Here is a 16,672-nt window from a genome sequence, read left to right as displayed (position 1 = left end):
ACGAGATCCTCGGCGGCCTTCGCTAGGCGGCGCCGCCGCTTTTCGGTGACTGATTCTGGAGAAAACCGTTCGTCAGCGTCGCTTACCGCTGTCGGCCGTCAGCTTCGACGTTCGCTCAGACGGCGGCGGCGCGGCCGGACTCGGCGGCCTGGAGTAGCTCCTGGTACCGGTTCCGGATGGTGACCTCGCTCATGTCCGTCGCCGCGCTGACTTCGCTCTGGGTCAGCGCGTCGTTACAGAGCACGCCCGCGGCGTAGATCGCGGCGGCCGCGAGGCCGACCGGCGACTTGCCCGAGTGGACGTTCTGGCGCTTGGCCGTTTCGAGCAGTTCGCGTGCGCGGCGCTCGGTCTCGTCGGCGAGATCGAGGTCGCTGGCAAAGCGCGGGAGGTACTCCAGCGGGTCCGCGGGCTGGACCTCGAGCTTCAGTTCTCGCACGATGTAGCGGTAGGCGCGCTTGAACGTCGCCTGATCGACGCGTGAGACGGCACTCATCTCGTCGAGGCTGCGGGGGACGTTCCCCATCCGGGCCGCAGCGTGGAGGCTCGCCGTCGAGATCCCCTCGATGGAGCGGCCGGGGAGCAGGTCCTTGTCCAGCGCCTGTCGGTAGATGACCGAGGCGGTCTCACGGACGTTGTCCGGGAGGCCGAGCGCGGAGGCCATCCGGTCGATCTCGCCGAGGGCCTGCTTGAGGTTGCGCTCCTTGTGGTCCCGGGTGCGGAACCGCTCGTTCCAGGTTCGCAGGCGCTGCATCTTCTGGCGCTGGCTCGCCGACAGCGCGTTGCCGTAGGCGTCCTTGTTCTGCCAGCCGATGTTGGTCGAGAGCCCGTCGTCGTGCATCATCTTCGTGGTCGGGGCGCCGACACGGGACTTGCTGTCCTTCTCGCTGGCGTCGAACGCTCGCCACTCGGGGCCGCGGTCGATAGCGTCTTCGTCGACGACCAGACCACAGTCCTCACAGACGGTCTCGGCCTGGGACTCGTCGGTTTTGAGGTTGCCACCGCACTCGGGACAGTGGTGCTCCTCCTCGTCGATCTCTGCCCGCTCGGTCTCAGTTTCGCGGTGGGTTGTGTTGGTGCTCATTGATGGAATCGAAGGATCCCGACATCGCCAGTCGGGCTGTCTTCACTCATTGATAGGGGAGAGAAGTATATAAACCTTTCGCGCACCGTGTCACGCTTTACCGGGCTTCTACCGGCCTTTTTCGGTAGGTACGGGCCATACGGGGGCTCCGACAGATACTTAGGGGGGATAACCTTGTGTAAGTGTCACACACGTCGCCCGACGGAACGGGTCAGTCCTCCCGATCAGTCGCTCGCGACTTCACAGCCACCCGCGTAGTCGACGCCGGTCAGGTCGTCGATGGCGTCGTCGCCACAGACCGGGCAGTCGGGGTTCTCGCGGTAGGGAACGGTCTCGAAGGAGAGTTCGCGGGCGTCGTAGAACAGCAGGCGTCCCGAGAGCGTGTCGCCCAACCCCAGCAGCACCTTCATGGCCTCCGTGGCCTGCAGACAGCCGACGGTGCCGGGGAGCACGCCCAGCACGCCCGTGCTCGCACAGTCCGGCACGGTTCCGGGCTCCGGCGCCTCCGGGAACAGACAGCGGTAGCAGGGCCCCTCGGGGGTGAGCGTGGTGATCTGACCCTCGAACTTGTAGATAGCGCCGTGACAGAGCGGGACGCCCTCGATCTGGCAGGCGTCGTTGAGCATGTACCGCGTCGGGAAGTTGTCGGTGCAGTCGACGACCACGTCGTAGTCGGCGACCAACTCCCGGGCCTCGTCGGGCGCGATGCGGGCCTCCAGAGGCTCCACCTCGATGTCGGGGTTGAGTTCGGCGACGAACTCCGCGGCGCTCTCGGCTTTGGCCCGGCCCACGTCGGCGTCGCGGTGGATGATCTGGCGCTGGAGGTTCGAGCGCTCGACCACGTCGTCGTCGACGATGCCCAGTCGGCCCACGCCCGCGGCCGCGAGATACTGGATCACCGGCGCGCCGAGGCCGCCGGCGCCGACGACCAGCGCGCTCCCCTCCAGCAGGCGCTTTTGCCCTTCCGGCCCCACGTCGTCGAGGATGATATGCCGGGAGTAGCGGTCTAACTGCGTCGCGGAAAGCGAGAGGTCGGTCATGCGCCCGTATGGGGTCCGGGCGGGCATAAGGCCACGGACGCCGGCGCTCTGCCACCGCCGTAGGGTCCTTCCCTCCCGCGACCCAGATTCGGGCATGGTCTCGACCAACCGCTACTACCTCGCGGACCGACCCGACGGCGTGCCGGACGACGACACCTTCGACCTGCGGACGGTCGAACTCGGCGACCCCGGCCCGGGCGAAGTGCTGGTGAAGATTCGCTATCTCTCCGTGGACCCGTACATGCGCGGCCGCATGGACGCCGGCGAGTCCTACGCCGAACCGTGGGAAGTCGACGAACCGCTGCAGGGCGGCGGCGTCGGCGAAGTCGTCAACGAGACGGGAACGGAGTTCGAGGCCGGCGACACGGTCGTCGGCAACATGTCGTGGTCGGAGTACCACCTCGCTGACGCTGACGGCCTCCAGCGCATCGAGACGGGCGCGCTCCCGGTCTCCACGGCGCTGGGCGTGCTGGGGATGCCGGGCCGCACGGCCTACTTCGGCACGCGTGAGGTGCTCGAACCGCGCGCCGGCGACACGGTGGTCGTGAGTGCGGCCGCAGGGGCCGTCGGCTCCGTCGTCGGCCAGCTCGCCAAGCTGCAGGGCGCTCGCGTCGTCGGCTTCGCCGGCAGCGACGAGAAATGCGAGGTGGTCGAGGAGGAGTTCGGCTTCGACGCCTGCATCAACTACAAAACGACCGACGACTACGTCGAGGCGCTGGCCGAGGCCGCCCCGGAGGGCGTCGATGGCTACTTCGACAACGTCGGCGGGCCGATTACGGACGCCGTGTTCGCCCACCTCAACGTCGACGCGCGGGTGGCTGTCTGTGGCCAGATCGCGCTCTACAACGCCGAGGAGACGCCGACCGGGCCGCGAAAGCTGGGGAAGCTGATCGAGACCCGGGCCCGCGTGCAGGGGCTGCTCGTCGGCGACTTCGCGCCGCGCTTCGAGCAGGCGACTGCTGATCTGGCGGAGTGGGTCGCTGCTGGCGATATTGAGTACCGCGAGAGCGTCGTCGAGGGGATCGAGAACGCGCCCGACGCGTTCCTGGGGCTGTTCGAGGGCGAGAACATCGGGAAGCAGGTCGTGAAAGTCGAATAGGGCGGTTTATCGGATTCTGTTTTTAGTTGGGTATCCCGTAGTGGGTCTACGGGTATGGTTACTGCCGCGAACGGCACCGCGGAGTTCCCTTGACTACTTGTAACCGCACCGCTCCGCACCACAGCCTCACCCTCCCCAACCGACTCGCTCCCGTACAGTCGCTCATCCCTCGCGCTCGGGTCGCGCACGTAGGCGCGACCGCTTCGCGCCACCGCTCAGCAGTGGCTAGCCAATTTGCGTCGAAAGAAAACGGATCCGCAGTCGGCGTTACACGATCACGGCGTGGGCTCCCTGCAGCCGACACGGGGTCGGCTGCTGGTCGCTCGCCGCGATCGGCGTTACTTCCCGCCGCGGTTGCCCGCCGCGATGCTCGGGCGGACCTTCTCGGCACCCTTGCCGCGGGTGCGGAGCCCACGGTTGGACTTGCCGGCGTTCGTCAGACCGCGGAACGCGCGACCGGTGTGGTCGTCGTTGCAGATCCAGTTGAGGTCGTCGTCGTTCTGGATCGCGGCGTGTTCGGGGTCCACGAGGATGGCCTCGAACCACTTCTGGGAGCCGTCCTCACCGACCCAGTAGGAGTTCAGCACCCGAAGGTTCGGGTACTTGCGCGAGGCGCGCTCCTCACCGATGCGCTGGATGGAGGTCCGGCGACCGATGCGGTTGACGCCCTGGCGCTTCGAGCGGCGACCGGCCTTGTGTCGGCGCTTGCGCGCGCCACCCTTGCGGACGGCGATGCGGACCACGACGATGCCCTGCTTTGCCTTGTAGCCGAGTTCGCGAGCCTTGTCGAGGCGGGTCGGGCGCTCGATACGCTCGATTGCGCCCTGATTGCGCCATTCCTGCTTTCGCTGCCACTGGAGCTCGGCGAGCTTGCCGTCGCCGGGCTCCTTCCACGCGTCCTTGATGTGGGAGTAGAAGCTTCGTGCCATTGTGTTGATGCGGGCGCTTGCGATTCAGAGCAGGTGGCGTCGTCGCCAACCCCTCCACATTTCGTCCCGAGCTATCGGGTGCCCACTGGCGTCCCGTCGACCAGCGAGTTAGGCGTGAGTAGTCGCGATTCGGTGGTAAGGGTTTCGAACCGGTTCGGGACTCAGCGCACGACGCTCCGGCGTGCTGAGGTTTAACACGCCCCGACCCCAAGGATCGGACGTTATGGTCTCAGTCGAAATCGAGTACTGCGTACCGTGCGGCCACCGCTCGCGCGCACAGGACCTCGCTGAATCGGTCCTCGAAGAGTACGGCCTCAAGGTCGACCGTGTCGGCCTCGTCACCGGCGATGGCGGTGTCTTCGAGGTGCGCGTCGACGGCGAGACGATCTTCGACGTCGACGAGGACGCGTACGACGCCGACGCCATCGTCGACGAAATCGGAACTCACGTCGGCGCGACGGCCTGACTGGCGAGGACCCACACCCTCACACGCTTTTCAGGGACAGCCGTCGGCGCCGGCCCATCGCTCGCACGGCGGTTTGGATCACTATATACTCCTCCAGCGGGGAACAGAGAGAAATTAGCAGCGGCTACGTCGACCCCGCCGCAGTATCCGTCCGGACGCATGACCTTCCCCACGGCGAACGGCGGCGAACGCCCCGGTCTGACCAACGACAGTCGGCGGATGCCGAGCCTTCATGTCCCCGTCTTGCGGTTACGAATCGTCGACGTCCCCGAAAACCCTGACCGGGCCACGCTCTACCCGGCGGACGCGGCAGATATCGACCGAATGGAGACGTGGCTCACTGTCGACGCGGGCGTCGTGCGTGACCTCTCGGCCTGTCGCTGAGAGCGCTATATAGACGGCAGTAGCTCCCCGTGGTGCCATGTAGCACACATATATTCGTTCAAGTTCCCCTGGGTCGCCCACGCAGACGAGATGTCCGAACCCACCAGCCTCGACCGGGAGCGGGTCGCGGAGACGTTCGCCGCGCTCCGCGCGAGTCTCAGGGCTGAACGCCGCCGGACCGACGCCGAACGCCGCGCGTTCGAGACGTTCGCGAATCGTGTCGAGGACGTGGATTTCGCCGGTGTCGCCCCGGCCGGACCGCTCGACGGCGGGGTGGGAGAAGGTCACGGGGCGACGGTCGTTTCGAGCAGTCACGCCGTCGCCGCCGATGCCCCGACCGAGGCGATTCGGCACGCCTACGAGGAGACGGTGATGGCGGTCTCCTTCTACGAGGAGGAGTACGGCGACGACTACGCGGAGAGCCTGCGGGCGGAGTTCGGCCCGACGGTGGCGACCGCACTGACCGACCCGGGCTGTTTCGGCCCGGCCGCGAAGACGGCGCTGACGACCGCTATCGAGCGAGCGGTTCTGGAGCGGGACCACCTCATCGAGACGTGTGAGCGCGAGCGCGAGTCCGTCGACGCTGCCGCCGACACGCTGCAGCCAGTCGCGGCAGAACTCGACGGCCTCGTGTGGCCCGCCCCCGAGAACGATCCGTTCGGCGCCCTCGAAGCGCGCTGGAACCGGCTCTCCCGGCTCCGGGAGCGCTGTGAGACGGCGGCGACGGAGAGACAGTCCGCGATCAACGAGCGACGGTCACGTCACGACCTCCCCATCGAGGCCCCGGATATCTGTTCGTACCTCTACGAAGAACACGATTCGGCCTATCCGGTACTAGCAGTCTGTACTGGCCTCGTCCAGCGGGCGACGACGCTCCAGACCGCCTACGAGCGGGCGATGGCACGCTACTGAGCGTGCCCGACTCGGCGGTTTAGACGTAGGTGAACCACTCCTCGTGGTCGTCGGTGCGACGCTCCACGAGGTCGAAAAAGGCGGTCTGGAGTTCCTCCGTCACCGGACCGCGACCGCCCTCACCGACCTCGACGTTGTCGACCTGCCGAATCGGCGTGACTTCGGCCGCCGAGCCAGTGAAGAACAGTTCGTCGGCGGTGTGGAGCTCACCGCGCGAGATGCTCACGTTGTCGTGAACCGTGTAGCCGCGCTCCTCGGCCAGCGTGATCACCGTGTCTCGGGTGATGCCGTCGAGGATCGACTCGCTCAGGCCGGGGGTGTAGATCTCGTCGTCGCGCACGAGGAAGATGTTCTCGCCGGGACCCTCCGCGACGTTGCCCTCCTTGTTGAGCACGATTGCCTCTTCGAAGCCGTTGCGGCGCGCCTCCTCGCCGGCCAGCAGGCTGTTGACGTACAGCCCGGTCGTCTTGGCGTTGGTCGGGATCTGGCTCGAGGAGTGCTTGCGCCACGAGGACACCTTCACCTCGATGCCGTTCTTGAGCGCCTCCTCGCCGAGATACGCGCCCCACGGCCACGCCGCGATGGTCACGTCGGTCGGACAGTCGCCGGGCGAGACGCCCAGCGAGTCGTAGCCGTAGTACGCGAGCGGCCGGACGTACGCCGAGTCGAGGTCGTTGCGGCGGACGATCTCGAGGGTCGCCTCGGTGAGTTCCTCGCGGGAGAACTCGATATCCATGTCGTAGGGCTTCGCGGAGTCGTAGAACCGGTCGAGGTGTTCCTCCCAGCGGAAGATGGCGGTCCCCTCCTCGGTGTCGTAGGCGCGGACCCCCTCGAAGATGCCCGTGCCGTAGTGCATCCCGTGGCTGAGCACGTGAACCGTGGCGTCCTCCCAGTCGACGTACTCGCCGTTCATCCAGATCGTGCCGTCCGCTTCCATCTCCTCGAACGCACTCATACCCCTGAGTCCGCACGGCGGGGTCTTAAATTCGTGAGAAACAGCCACTACCCGAGCCGGGTCAACAACTCCCGCCCCTCGACGTACGTCAGCCCCTCGCGCTCGGCGTAGGCCCGCGCCTCGGCGGGCGTGCGGGCGCCGCCGGTCTCGTCGTCGACCATCTCACACACCACCACTGCTGGCTCGCGGCCGGCCGCCGCGGCCAGTGCGAGACCGAGTTCGGTGTGGCCCTGTCGGTCCGCCAGCAGGTCCGGCGCGCCCCGCAGGAGCGTGACGTGGCCGGGCGACCGGAACGTCTCGGCGAACGCGTCGGCGTCGAAATCGCCGTTCTCGGCGGCCTCGGCGGCGATGCCGAGTTCGCTGATCGTCAGCGCGCGGTCGTCGTCGGTGATCCCGGTGAACGTCTCGCGGTGGTTCACCGGCAGCGAGAACGACGAGCGGTCGTCGTAGTCCAGATGCGCGGCCTCCGCGGCGGGATGGGAAAGCGCGTCCGCGAGGAACGGGAGCTCCCACGCCTCGGCTATCTCGTCGGCGATGGCCACGCAGATCAGGCCACCGGCGTCGTTCCGCAGGCGCCGGACGGCTTCCGGATCGACGGCGGCGGCGGGGTAGACGATGTCCACCTCGCCCTCGCGGTCGGCGGCGTCGTGGATCAGCACTGGCTCCCCGCGGGCGAACGCGGCCTCGGCGGCCACCACGGCGTCGACGGCGTCGGTGGTCGAACTCATGCGTCCTCGATCTCCACGACGACCCGGTCGCCGTCGTCCAGGCCCAGTTCGTCGCGCAGCATCTGGGGCGCGATGACCTCGATCTGGTCGGCGTCGTGGTGGGTACGGTCGGGCACGATCACGTGTACGGGTTCGACGCTGCCGGAGTCGGCCTCGAGCGTCGCGACGTAGCAGGTCGCGGAGCCGTACGTGCGCTCCTCGTCCTCCCACTCGTCGATGGGGATCCCCTCGACGGCCGCGAGCTCGCTGCGGCTCCGGGTGCTCTCCTCGTCGAGTTCGACGTTGAGCGTCCCGGGGTAGGGCTCGTAGCCCAGCCGTTCCTCGAACTGGCGGTTGTAGCCCGGCAGCGAGATGTAGTGTCGGCCCTCGCCGACGCCGCCGGTGACGCTGCCGGCCAGCGCCAGCGCGGCGTCGTCCTCGAACAGCCGGCGGTAGTCGGCGTACTCCTCGCGGAGCCGCGACTTCCCCGCGGTGGTCAGCGACACCCACTGGCCGTCGGCGACGACCTCGCGTTCGAGCAGGTCGGCGGCTTCCAGGCGCTGGAGCCGTCGCGACGCGGTCTGACTCGACGCGTCGAGCCGCTCGCCCAGCGCCGCACACGACACCTTCCGCTCGCCGTCGACACCGCCCGACAGCGCGATCTCCTTCAGCGCCGCCACCTCGGCGGCGTCGACGTCCGCGGTCGCCTCTTGCATGGCTCCTGCTTCACGACCGAGACGCTTAACGATACTGGAACCGGGACGCATCCCAGAATCGTGATAGACCGTGGACGATGAGGAACGCGACTGGGAGCAGTGACGCCGAAACTGCCCGCGAGCCACTCGCTGAGCCGGACGTTCCGCCCGCCCCCCGGCCCCACGGCTTCGGAAGCCCCTTTATCCACCGGGGGGAAGGGTCCCCCATGTTCATCGAGTTCCGGTCGGCGGTCGAGGGCGCCGTCGCGGCCGCGCTGTCGGCCCGCGACCTCCCGACCGACGACCTCGGTATCGAGGAACCGCCGGAGGGCGTCGACGCCGTGCTCGCCTCCAGCGCCGCGTTCCGGCTGGCCAGCGAAGTGGGCGCGCCCCCGCCGAAGGTGGCCGCCGACGTGGCCGCGGAGATCGACCCCGCCGACTACGACTACCTCGGCGAGATCACCACGCAGGGCCCCTACCTCAACTTCGCGCCCAGCGACGACTACTACGCCGACACGCTCGCGGCCGCGGGCGACGAGGCGTACGGCCAGCGCCCGTCCAAGGGCGAGTCGGTCGTCGTCGAACACACCTCCGCGAACCCGACCGGCCCGGTCCACGTCGGCCGTGCGCGCAACCCCATCATCGGCGACGCCATCGCCAACGCCATCGACTACGCCGGCTACGACGTGGAACGGCACTACTACGTCAACGACGCCGGCCGCCAGATCGCGGTGTTCACCTGGGCCTACGAGCGCTTCGACGAGTCGGACCTCCCCGAACCAGAACGCGAGAAGCCCGACTACGAACTCGTTCGCTACTACCGCAAGGGCAACAGCTACCTCGAGGCGGCCGACGAGGCCGCCGTCGCCGCCGCAGAGGCGGAGATCGAGGCGATCATGCAGGGCCTCGAGGAAGGCGACGAAGAGACCTACGAGCGCGTCACCGAGGTCGTCGACACTGTACTCGAGGGCATGACCCAGACCCTCTCCCGCCTCCCCGCGCAGTTCGACGAGTTCGTCAAGGAGACGCGGTTCATGCGCTCGGGTGCCACCGACGACGTGATCGACCGCCTGCAGGCCCTCGACGAGGCGCTCTACGAGGAGGAGGCGTGGCAACTGGACCTCTCCGAACACGGTATCGAGAAGAACTTCGTCTTCCTGCGGTCGGACGGGACGACCCTCTACACCACCCGCGACATCGCCCACCACGAGTGGAAGTTCGAGAACTTCGACCGCGCGGTCACGGTGATCGGCGAGGACCACAAGCTCACGTTCGAACAGCTACGGGAAACCCTCGAACTGCTGGGTCACGACACCGAGCAACTCGACCAGCAGTTCTACTCGTGGGTGAATCTCCCCGGCGGCGAGGGGATGAGCACCCGCGAGGGCACCGGCATCGACATCGACGACCTGCTCGACGAGGCGGTCTCTCGCGCCCGCGAGGAGGTCGAGGACCGCATGGACGACCGCATCCGCGAGGACGAACTCGACGAGGACGACGTCGACCGCATCGCCCGGCAGGTCGGCATCGGCGCCGTGCGCTACGACATCGTCGCTAAACAGCCCAGCAAGACGATCACCTTCGAGTGGGAGCGCGCCCTCGACTTCGAGGCCCAGTCGGCGCCGTACGTCCAGTACGTCCACGCGCGCTGCCGCGGCATCCTCGACGGCGAGACGGTGCCAGAGAGCATCGACGCCGAGGTGCTCGAAGCGCCCGAGGAGCGTGACCTCCTGCGGACTATCGCCCGCTTCCCCGCGGTGATCGAGCAGGTCGCCGAGGATCTCGAACCGCACCGCGTCGCCACCTACACCCGGGCGTTCGCCGAGCGCTTCAACGCGTTCTACCGTGAGTGTCCCGTCCTCGACGCCGAGAGCGAGGAGGTGCAGGCGGCGCGGCTGGCCCTCGTGGCGGCCGCTGCCCACACGATCGGCAACGCGCTCGACGTGCTCGGGGTCGCCGCACCCGAGTCGATGTAGGAGCCGGCCGACTACGCTGAACAGCCGCCGGATCGGCGCTCACGCCGCTCTCGCCGGTGGGGTAGTCAACAGGTACTTACACGCGTTGGCGCCTATCGTGAACTAATGAGTATCGACGCTGCTGAGACGAATGAGGACCGGCGGAAGTACGAGTTCCGCAAAGTCCTCGAGGAACTGGAGGAGTTCGAAGGATCAGGAACGCAGTTAGTCACCATCTACATCCCCGAGGATCGACAGGTCTCCGACGTGGTCGCCCACGTCACGCAGGAACACTCCGAGGCGGCCAACATCAAGTCCAAACAGACACGGACGAACGTACAGGACGCCCTGACGAGCATCAAGGACCGCCTGCGCTACTACGACACGTTCCCGCCGGAGAACGGGATGGTCATCTTCTCGGGCGCCATCAACGCCGGCGGCGGCCAGACCGAGATGATCACCCGGACCCTGGAGTCGCCGCCCAACCCCGTCGAGTCGTTCCGCTACCACTGTGACTCGGACTTCCTGGTCGAGCCACTGGAGCACATGATGGCCGACTCCGGGCTGTTCGGCCTCGTCGTCCTCGACCGACGTGAGGCCAACGTCGGCTGGCTCAAGGGCAAGCGCGTCGAGCCAGTCAAGTCAGCGTCCTCGCTGGTCCCGGGCAAGCAGCGTAAGGGGGGTCAGTCCGCCCAGCGTTTCGCCCGCCTCCGCCTCGAGGCCATCGACAACTTCTACCAGGAGGTCGCGGAGATGGCCGACGACCTGATGGTGCCCAAACGCCACGAACTCGACGGCATCCTCGTCGGCGGCCCGTCGCCGACGAAAGACGAGTTCCTCGACGGCGACTACCTCCACCACGAGCTTCAGGACAAGGTGCTTGGGAAGTTCGACATCGCCTACACCGACGAGTCCGGCCTCTACGACCTCGTCGACAAGGGCCAGGAGGCGCTGGCCGATCAGGAGCTCGTCGAGGACAAAAACCAGATGGAGGAGTTCTTCGAGAACCTCCACACCGGGAATCAGGCGACCTACGGGTTCGGCCCCACGCGGGAGAACCTCATCATGGGGTCGGTCGACCGCCTGCTGCTCTCGGAGGACCTCACCGAGGACGTGATCCCCTTCGAGTGCCCCAACGGCCACACCGAGTACGAGACGGTCGAGCGCCGGCACACCACGCCGAGCCAGGACTGCTCGGAGTGCGGCGAGGCCGCCGACCCGGGCGAGCGCGAGGACGTGGTCGAGCACCTGATGGAGATCGCCGACCAGCGCGGGACGGACACGAAGTTCATCAGTACGGACTTCGAAAAGGGCGAACAGCTCCTGAACGCGTTCGGTGGCGTCGCGGGCATCCTCCGCTACGAGACTGGCGTCTAAGCACCGACCTTTTGCTGCGGTCGGCGCCGAAGGCGCCTCCCAGGCAAAAGCTCGACCATCACCGGAGCGCGAAGCGTTCCGGTTGGTAGACGAGAGCTCCGCTCTCGTCGACATCACCAGAAGCCAGAGGCTTCTGGTTAGCAACCAGAAATTTCCGATTTCTGGCGACAAAAGCCTCCTCACTCCCTACGGTCGTTCGTCGGCCCGCTCACTTCGTTCGCGGGACTGCAGGGAGCCGTTACCGCCTGACTGGTCCGGCGGATCCCGCCTTTCACTTCCTCGTCTTCGAGTGCACCGACAGCGGCGGCGAGAGGATGTTGGAACGGCCGTCACCGCGAAGCTGGAGTGTAACCGTTGACGGTGGCTACCGGAACGACGCCAACTGCTGGGTCCGACGCTCGATGTCGAACTCGGGGGCGAGCCCCTCCGCGCCAGCCAGTCGTTCCAGCGCGAGCCGAACGTCCGCCCCCTCCCGTTCGGCGACCTCACAGAGCGTCTCTATCGACTGCCGTTCCAGCGCCAGCGAGTCGAGTTTCCCCAACACGAGCACGAACGCGACGCCCGCGCGGCCGCTCGGGACCGACTCGTGGATCGCCGAGAGGTCGGCGGCATCGGGGTCGGCGACATCTGGGTCGGCGACGTCCGGTTCGGCGGCGTCGCTCGCGGGAACCGTGCGGAGACAGCGAGAACAGATGGCCGACTCGGCGGCGGGAGCGTGCTCCCGGAGCGCGGGCGGGACCGTGAACGCGACCGCCGGCGCGTCGCACTCCGGGCAGCGCATGGCTCAGTCGGCCTTCGGGGACGCCGAGGTAGCGCCTTCCTGACCGTCGGCGTCGATCTCCTCCTGGGCGGCCTCCTCCTCCTCTTTCTTGGCTTTGATCTTCTTGAGCCGGAAGATCTCCTCGCGCTCCTGCTCCTCGAGTTTCTGCTCGATGTACTCCTGATTCTCGCGGAGATCTGGCAGGAGTTTGAACTCCAGGGCGTTCACGCGGCGCTTGGTGGTCTCGATCTCCTTGAGCATCTTCTTCATCGCCGTCTCGACCTCGGCCGCGAGGATGATCGAGTCGATCAGTTCCTCGTAGGCGTCGGCGGTCTCGTCGATGCGGGCCGAGGAGCCGACCAGTCCGTAACCCCGTTCGTCGATGGGCTTGCGGACCTTCGAGGCCTCGATCTGGGGGACGACGACGCCCATGATGTTCTTCGACTGGGTGGTGAGTTCGGGGTGCTCTTTCAGCGCGGCGGCGGCGCCCCGCACGGCCACGTCGCCCTCCATCGCGCGGGCCATGTCGAGTTTCTTCTGGGCGGTCTCGTAGTCCTGGTCGAGTTCGCTCCGGATGTCCTGGGCCTGGTCCAGGATGTCCATGAACTCCATGATGAGGCCGTCCCGCTTCTGTTCGAGGGTGTCGTGGCCCCGCTCGGAGAGTTCGATGCGGTCCTCGATCGCCATGAGGTTCTTCCGGGTCGGTTTGACGTCCTCGGCCATTCTTGCGGGTGTGTACCGGCCGGAGTGGGTTAATAGTTGTTAGTCCCGCCGGCGCGCTCGCGAGGGCCGATAAACGGATCCACGGTGCCGAGTCGACGACCCGTGACAGACACTGAGCCGAAAAACGGCGTCTACGTCTGCTCGCTGACGTTCCAGCCCTGCTGCATCTCGTTGTGTTTGCGCTCGAGGAAGGAGTAGACCGCGCCGTGGGGGGCGCCGTCGATCAGCATCCCGACCGCGCGACGGACCGTATCGACCTCCTCGGGTTCGCCGATGATGCCGAGCGTCGATCCGTAGATCACCACACTCGCGCCGGAGAGGTCCTCCATCAGCTCACGAGTCCGGCCGTTCTCGCCGATGAGTCGACCCTTCTTGCGCTGCAGGTCGTTGTCGTTACGCGTCTGTTCGTTGAGGTCGATCAGGTCGAACCGCCGCAGGTCGCTCTCGAGCAGCTCCAGGGCCGCTTCGGGCTTGAACCCGCGACCGATGGCCTTCACGATGTCCGGGGCCGCCATGGCGTCGATGGGGTCGCCGACGGTTTCGATGCCGACCGACCCGTCCTCGGAGTCGATGTCGAGGCGCACGCCGGCGCGTTCCTCGATCTCGCGCATGGTCTCACCTCCGGAGCCGATGAGGACGCCGATGCGGTCCTGTGGGACCGTTACGTGTTGCATAAAGGCGCTTAGCCGCTGCAGGGTTGTAAGGGTTCCTCGTCAGGCCGTCACTCGGCGGATTCGTCGCTCGCGGGATCGGCTTCGGTGACGTACGCCTCCAGTTCCTCGCCGGTCACGTCGATGCCCTGCCGCGAGAAGAACGCCGCCACGTTCTTACAGTCCCGCGTGAGGAACTCTCCGGAGTTGGGGTGGTGGACGGTGACTGCCTGCCCCATGTCGATGATCACCAGTTCGCCCTCGTGGACGATCATGTTGTACTCCGAGAGGTCGCCATGAACCAGCCCCGCCGCGTGGAGTCGTCGCATGTACTCCCGGACCACTTCGTAGGCCTGCTGGGGGTTCTCCACGTCGACTTCGGCGAGTCGGGGCGCACGGCGTTCGTCGGCCTGCCCGACCAGTTCCATCACGAGCACGTTTCGCTGGACGGCAATGGGTTCGGGCACGCGCACGCCGGCTTTCGCGGCGCGCTTGAGGTTCGCGAACTCCTTGCGCGTCCACGCCAGCACGGTCGCTTTCTTGTTGTTCTCCAGCCCCTCGAACCGGGGGTCGCCCTCGAGATACTCCCGCATCTGCCGGAAGTCCGAGGCGTTGATGCGGTAGATCTTGACTGCGACGTTGCCCGATTCGCCCCGGGCCTCGTAGACGTTGGCCTCCTTCCCGGTCGACAGCGGGCCGCCGAAGGCGCCGACGTGGCCGTCCTGAACCAGTTTGTACAGCGCGGCCAGCGTGGCGTCGTCGAAGGCGCCCTGCTCGACTTTGAGCCGCTCGACGTTCTTCAGGCGCTTGCGGAACTCGTCGAACTCCCGGTCCTGCCGGCGGGCGGTGCTGTCGACCTCGGTGTCGGCGACCTCGATCTCCTCGAACTCGTCGCCGGGCTTCGCCATCTCCTCGTCGACGAAGCCGTAGTCCTCACTCATTCACCCGTGCTAGGTGGTCGCGGCGTAAAAGGATGGTCCGGCGTCGTCACACGACCACGGCATCACGCTCCGTCGCCGGTGCACGGCGGCCCCGGCAGGTCACTCGCCGCGGTCGGCGTTAGACGTTTCCAGTAACGTAGCCGCCTTCTCGTAGCTGTTCGGCTTCGCGGTTCTCGTAGCGGTGTTCGATATCGGCTTTCTCGTCCTGCCAGTCCCACGGGCTCACGAGCACGAGATCACCCTCGCGGATCCAGTCGCGCTTGCGCATCCGCCCGGGGATGCGCGCGGTTCGCTCTTCCCCGTCGGCACACCGGACACGCACCCGATTCGCGCCGAGCATCTCGACTACCTCGGCGAATAGCTCGTCGTCCTCGGGGGCCCGGATCCCCTCGGGGAGGTCGTCGTTGCTCATCGGCCCTGCCTTACACGCTATCCGGGTTAAGCGCTGTGGGAGCAACCGCGAGCGACGGCGTCTCACGTGCCTCCACTACTCTCGGAAAAGTGGGACCGTCGCCGTTTTCACCGCACCCCACCCAGTCGGGGTCATGTACGAACGACTCGGAATCGGCGGTATCGTCGGTATACTCCTCGTCCTCGGCGGCATCGCGCTGGTCGCGTGGCAGGCACCAATCGTCGCCGCCGGCCTCGCGTTCGTCCTCGCGGGGCTGGGGCTGGTCGTGCGCGCACTCGTCGGGAACCTGCTCAAGCAGTTCGGGATGTTCTAACCGGCGAGAACGGCAGTCGCACAGCCACGGGATCCGCTCCGTCGTCGTCGGCCGGAGTCGACGACTGGTCACGCCCCGTGGCTGGCTAGGCTCGCTGCTCCCGCCTCGCTACGCTCAGCGGTCGCTTTCGAGGCGGTTTACCGCTCACTCCGTTGCCGGCGGGACCTTCGGTCCCGCCCCGTTCGCGTTTACCCGCCTCGCTGCTCCATCAGCTTCTCCCGTCCCGGCTCGATTAGCGAGTCGAGGTACCGCGCGAGCGCCGACTTCGCGTCCGCGGGGTGGAGTTCGCCCGACGCGAAGTCGCTCACCAACTGCTCGTAGGCGTCGTAGCGCAGGTCGCCGCCGTACTCGTCGGGGCGCGCGACGACCACCTCGTCGAAGCGCGGGAACACGAAGTACTCGAAGATTTCGAGCACGGGGTTGTTGCGCGCCTCGTCCTCCTCGGTCGGCTCGGGGTCGACCTCGCCGGCCGGGCAGAACGCGCCGTTGACTTTGTCCTCGATCTCCTCGGTCGAGTCCTCCATCGAGATGGTGACGCCTGAACTGCTGGACATCTTCCCGATCCCCGTCGAGAGTTCGGAGATCAGCGGCGTGTGCAGACACGTCGGCGCCTCGTAGTCGATGCTCGGCAGCGTGTCGCGGGCGAGCATGTGCACCTTGCGCTGCTCCATCCCGCCGACTGCGAGGTCGATGTCGAGGTACTCGATGTCCAGTGCCTGCATCAGCGGGTAGACCGCCTGCGACACCGTCACGGAGTCGCCGGAGCCGATTTCGGACATCGCCCGCTCGGCGCGGGAGAGCGTGGTCTCCAGTTCCAGCGCGTGGAGGTCCAGCGTGTACTCCTCGCCGAACTGGAACTCCGAGCCGAGCACGAACTCGGTCCGCTCCTCGTCGAGGCCGTAGGCGACGAACTGCTCCTGCATCCGGGTCGCTGTCTCGCGAATCTCCTCGAAGGTGCCCTTGCCGTTGAGGTAGGCGTGTACGTCCGCGAGCAGGATCACGACCTCCATCCCCGCCTCTTGCAGGTCGATGAGTTTGTTCGCGCCCAACATGTGCCCGATGTGGAGCACGCCCGACGGCTCGTAGCCGACGTAGGCGCGCTTGCCCTCGGGATCGCCGGACTGCGTCCGGCTGCCAGAGGAGCTCCGCTCCTCGAGGTCGGCTGCGATCTCCTCGACCTCCTCTTCAGTGACGACCTCCGCGGCGTTGCGGGTGATCAGGTCGTGTGCGTCCATACTCCGAATCCTTCGAGCGGGCGGTTAGGCTTTCTGGA

The 16,672-nt window shown here is 67.0% G+C and carries 19 protein-coding genes; 7 read left to right on the top strand and 12 right to left on the bottom strand.

Features of this window, described 5'->3' with window-relative positions; all coding sequences use genetic code 11:
• Positions 1–115: 115 nt before the first annotated feature.
• Positions 116–1,081, bottom strand: a complete 966-nt coding sequence (locus J2753_RS04560; protein WP_209490724.1) for a transcription initiation factor IIB — start codon at positions 1,079–1,081, stop codon at positions 116–118.
• 224 nt (positions 1,082–1,305) lie between these two features.
• Positions 1,306–2,121, bottom strand: a complete 816-nt coding sequence (gene ubaA, locus J2753_RS04555; protein ID WP_209490723.1) for an SAMP-activating enzyme E1 — start codon at positions 2,119–2,121, stop codon at positions 1,306–1,308.
• Between the two features lie 94 nt (positions 2,122–2,215).
• Between ubaA and J2753_RS04550 the strand changes: the two genes are divergently transcribed.
• Complete coding sequence (locus tag J2753_RS04550) at positions 2,216–3,220, top strand: NADP-dependent oxidoreductase (RefSeq protein ID WP_209490722.1); 1,005 nt, start codon at positions 2,216–2,218, stop codon at positions 3,218–3,220.
• A gap of 338 nt (positions 3,221–3,558) precedes the next feature.
• Here J2753_RS04550 and J2753_RS04545 read toward each other — a convergent pair whose 3' ends face one another.
• Complete coding sequence (locus tag J2753_RS04545; RefSeq protein ID WP_209490721.1) at positions 3,559–4,149, bottom strand: 50S ribosomal protein L15e; 591 nt, start codon at positions 4,147–4,149, stop codon at positions 3,559–3,561.
• Positions 4,150–4,372: 223 nt separating this feature from the next.
• Between J2753_RS04545 and J2753_RS04540 the strand changes: the two genes are divergently transcribed.
• The 3 genes from J2753_RS04540 to J2753_RS04530 all read left to right on the top strand — a co-directional run bounded on the left by J2753_RS04540 (position 4,373) and on the right by J2753_RS04530 (position 5,911).
• The gene (locus tag J2753_RS04540) at positions 4,373–4,615 is read left to right on the top strand and encodes a SelT/SelW/SelH family protein (protein ID WP_209490720.1); all 243 of its coding nucleotides are present in this window, start codon (positions 4,373–4,375) and stop codon (positions 4,613–4,615) included.
• Positions 4,616–4,774: 159 nt separating this feature from the next.
• Complete coding sequence (locus tag J2753_RS04535; RefSeq protein ID WP_209490719.1) at positions 4,775–4,999, top strand: DUF7511 domain-containing protein; 225 nt, start codon at positions 4,775–4,777, stop codon at positions 4,997–4,999.
• A gap of 90 nt (positions 5,000–5,089) precedes the next feature.
• Positions 5,090–5,911: a DUF7260 family protein gene (locus J2753_RS04530; RefSeq protein ID WP_209490718.1), complete on the top strand. Its 822-nt coding sequence runs from the start codon at positions 5,090–5,092 to the stop codon at positions 5,909–5,911.
• A 19-nt stretch (positions 5,912–5,930) separates the two neighbouring features.
• Here J2753_RS04530 and J2753_RS04525 read toward each other — a convergent pair whose 3' ends face one another.
• Genes J2753_RS04525 through J2753_RS04515 form a run of 3 tightly spaced genes read right to left on the bottom strand, consistent with a single transcriptional unit; the run spans position 5,931 to position 8,289 of the window.
• Positions 5,931–6,866 carry a branched-chain amino acid transaminase gene (locus tag J2753_RS04525; protein ID WP_209490717.1) on the bottom strand — a complete coding sequence of 312 codons (936 nt, stop codon included), beginning with the start codon at positions 6,864–6,866 and terminating at the stop codon, positions 5,931–5,933.
• Between the two features lie 47 nt (positions 6,867–6,913).
• Entirely contained in the window at positions 6,914–7,594 is a 681-nt protein-coding gene (ribB, locus tag J2753_RS04520) for a 3,4-dihydroxy-2-butanone-4-phosphate synthase (RefSeq protein ID WP_209490716.1), read from the bottom strand.
• Complete coding sequence (locus tag J2753_RS04515; protein WP_209490715.1) at positions 7,591–8,289, bottom strand: DUF120 domain-containing protein; 699 nt, start codon at positions 8,287–8,289, stop codon at positions 7,591–7,593. The genes ribB and J2753_RS04515 overlap by 4 nt, the downstream gene beginning before the upstream one ends.
• Positions 8,290–8,495: 206 nt before the next feature.
• On the opposite strand from J2753_RS04515, the gene argS reads away from it, so the two are divergent.
• Positions 8,496–10,244, top strand: a complete 1,749-nt coding sequence (gene argS / locus J2753_RS04510; RefSeq protein WP_209490714.1) for an arginine--tRNA ligase — start codon at positions 8,496–8,498, stop codon at positions 10,242–10,244.
• 105 nt (positions 10,245–10,349) lie between these two features.
• A complete protein-coding gene (gene prf1, locus J2753_RS04505; protein ID WP_209490713.1) occupies positions 10,350–11,600 on the top strand; it encodes a peptide chain release factor aRF-1 in 1,251 nt (416 codons plus the stop codon).
• A gap of 364 nt (positions 11,601–11,964) precedes the next feature.
• Here prf1 and J2753_RS04500 read toward each other — a convergent pair whose 3' ends face one another.
• From J2753_RS04500 to eif1A, 5 genes are all read right to left on the bottom strand, one after another.
• The gene (locus J2753_RS04500) at positions 11,965–12,381 is read right to left on the bottom strand and encodes a DUF6276 family protein (protein WP_209490712.1); all 417 of its coding nucleotides are present in this window, start codon (positions 12,379–12,381) and stop codon (positions 11,965–11,967) included.
• A 3-nt stretch (positions 12,382–12,384) separates the two neighbouring features.
• Positions 12,385–13,083, bottom strand: a complete 699-nt coding sequence (locus J2753_RS04495; protein ID WP_209490711.1) for a V-type ATP synthase subunit D — start codon at positions 13,081–13,083, stop codon at positions 12,385–12,387.
• 131 nt (positions 13,084–13,214) lie between these two features.
• Positions 13,215–13,757, bottom strand: coding sequence for a KH domain-containing protein (locus J2753_RS04490; protein WP_209490710.1), 543 nt, complete (start codon positions 13,755–13,757; stop codon positions 13,215–13,217).
• 47 nt (positions 13,758–13,804) lie between these two features.
• A complete protein-coding gene (gene rio1, locus J2753_RS04485; RefSeq protein WP_209490709.1) occupies positions 13,805–14,674 on the bottom strand; it encodes a serine/threonine-protein kinase Rio1 in 870 nt (289 codons plus the stop codon).
• 118 nt (positions 14,675–14,792) lie between these two features.
• Positions 14,793–15,086, bottom strand: coding sequence for a translation initiation factor eIF-1A (gene eif1A / locus J2753_RS04480; protein WP_209490708.1), 294 nt, complete (start codon positions 15,084–15,086; stop codon positions 14,793–14,795).
• 133 nt (positions 15,087–15,219) lie between these two features.
• Between eif1A and J2753_RS04475 the strand changes: the two genes are divergently transcribed.
• Positions 15,220–15,399 carry a DUF7470 family protein gene (locus tag J2753_RS04475; protein WP_209490707.1) on the top strand — a complete coding sequence of 60 codons (180 nt, stop codon included), beginning with the start codon at positions 15,220–15,222 and terminating at the stop codon, positions 15,397–15,399.
• A gap of 188 nt (positions 15,400–15,587) precedes the next feature.
• Here the strand turns inward: J2753_RS04475 and J2753_RS04470 are convergent, their stop codons facing one another.
• Positions 15,588–16,634, bottom strand: a complete 1,047-nt coding sequence (locus tag J2753_RS04470; RefSeq protein ID WP_209490706.1) for a tyrosine--tRNA ligase — start codon at positions 16,632–16,634, stop codon at positions 15,588–15,590.
• Positions 16,635–16,672 lie beyond the last annotated feature (38 nt).

Source organism: Halolamina salifodinae, from assembly GCF_017874235.1.
Taxonomy (GTDB): domain Archaea; phylum Halobacteriota; class Halobacteria; order Halobacteriales; family Haloferacaceae; genus Halolamina; species Halolamina salifodinae.
Note: the sequence above shows the minus strand (reverse complement) of the source record. Positions and strands in the feature narration are given on the sequence as shown.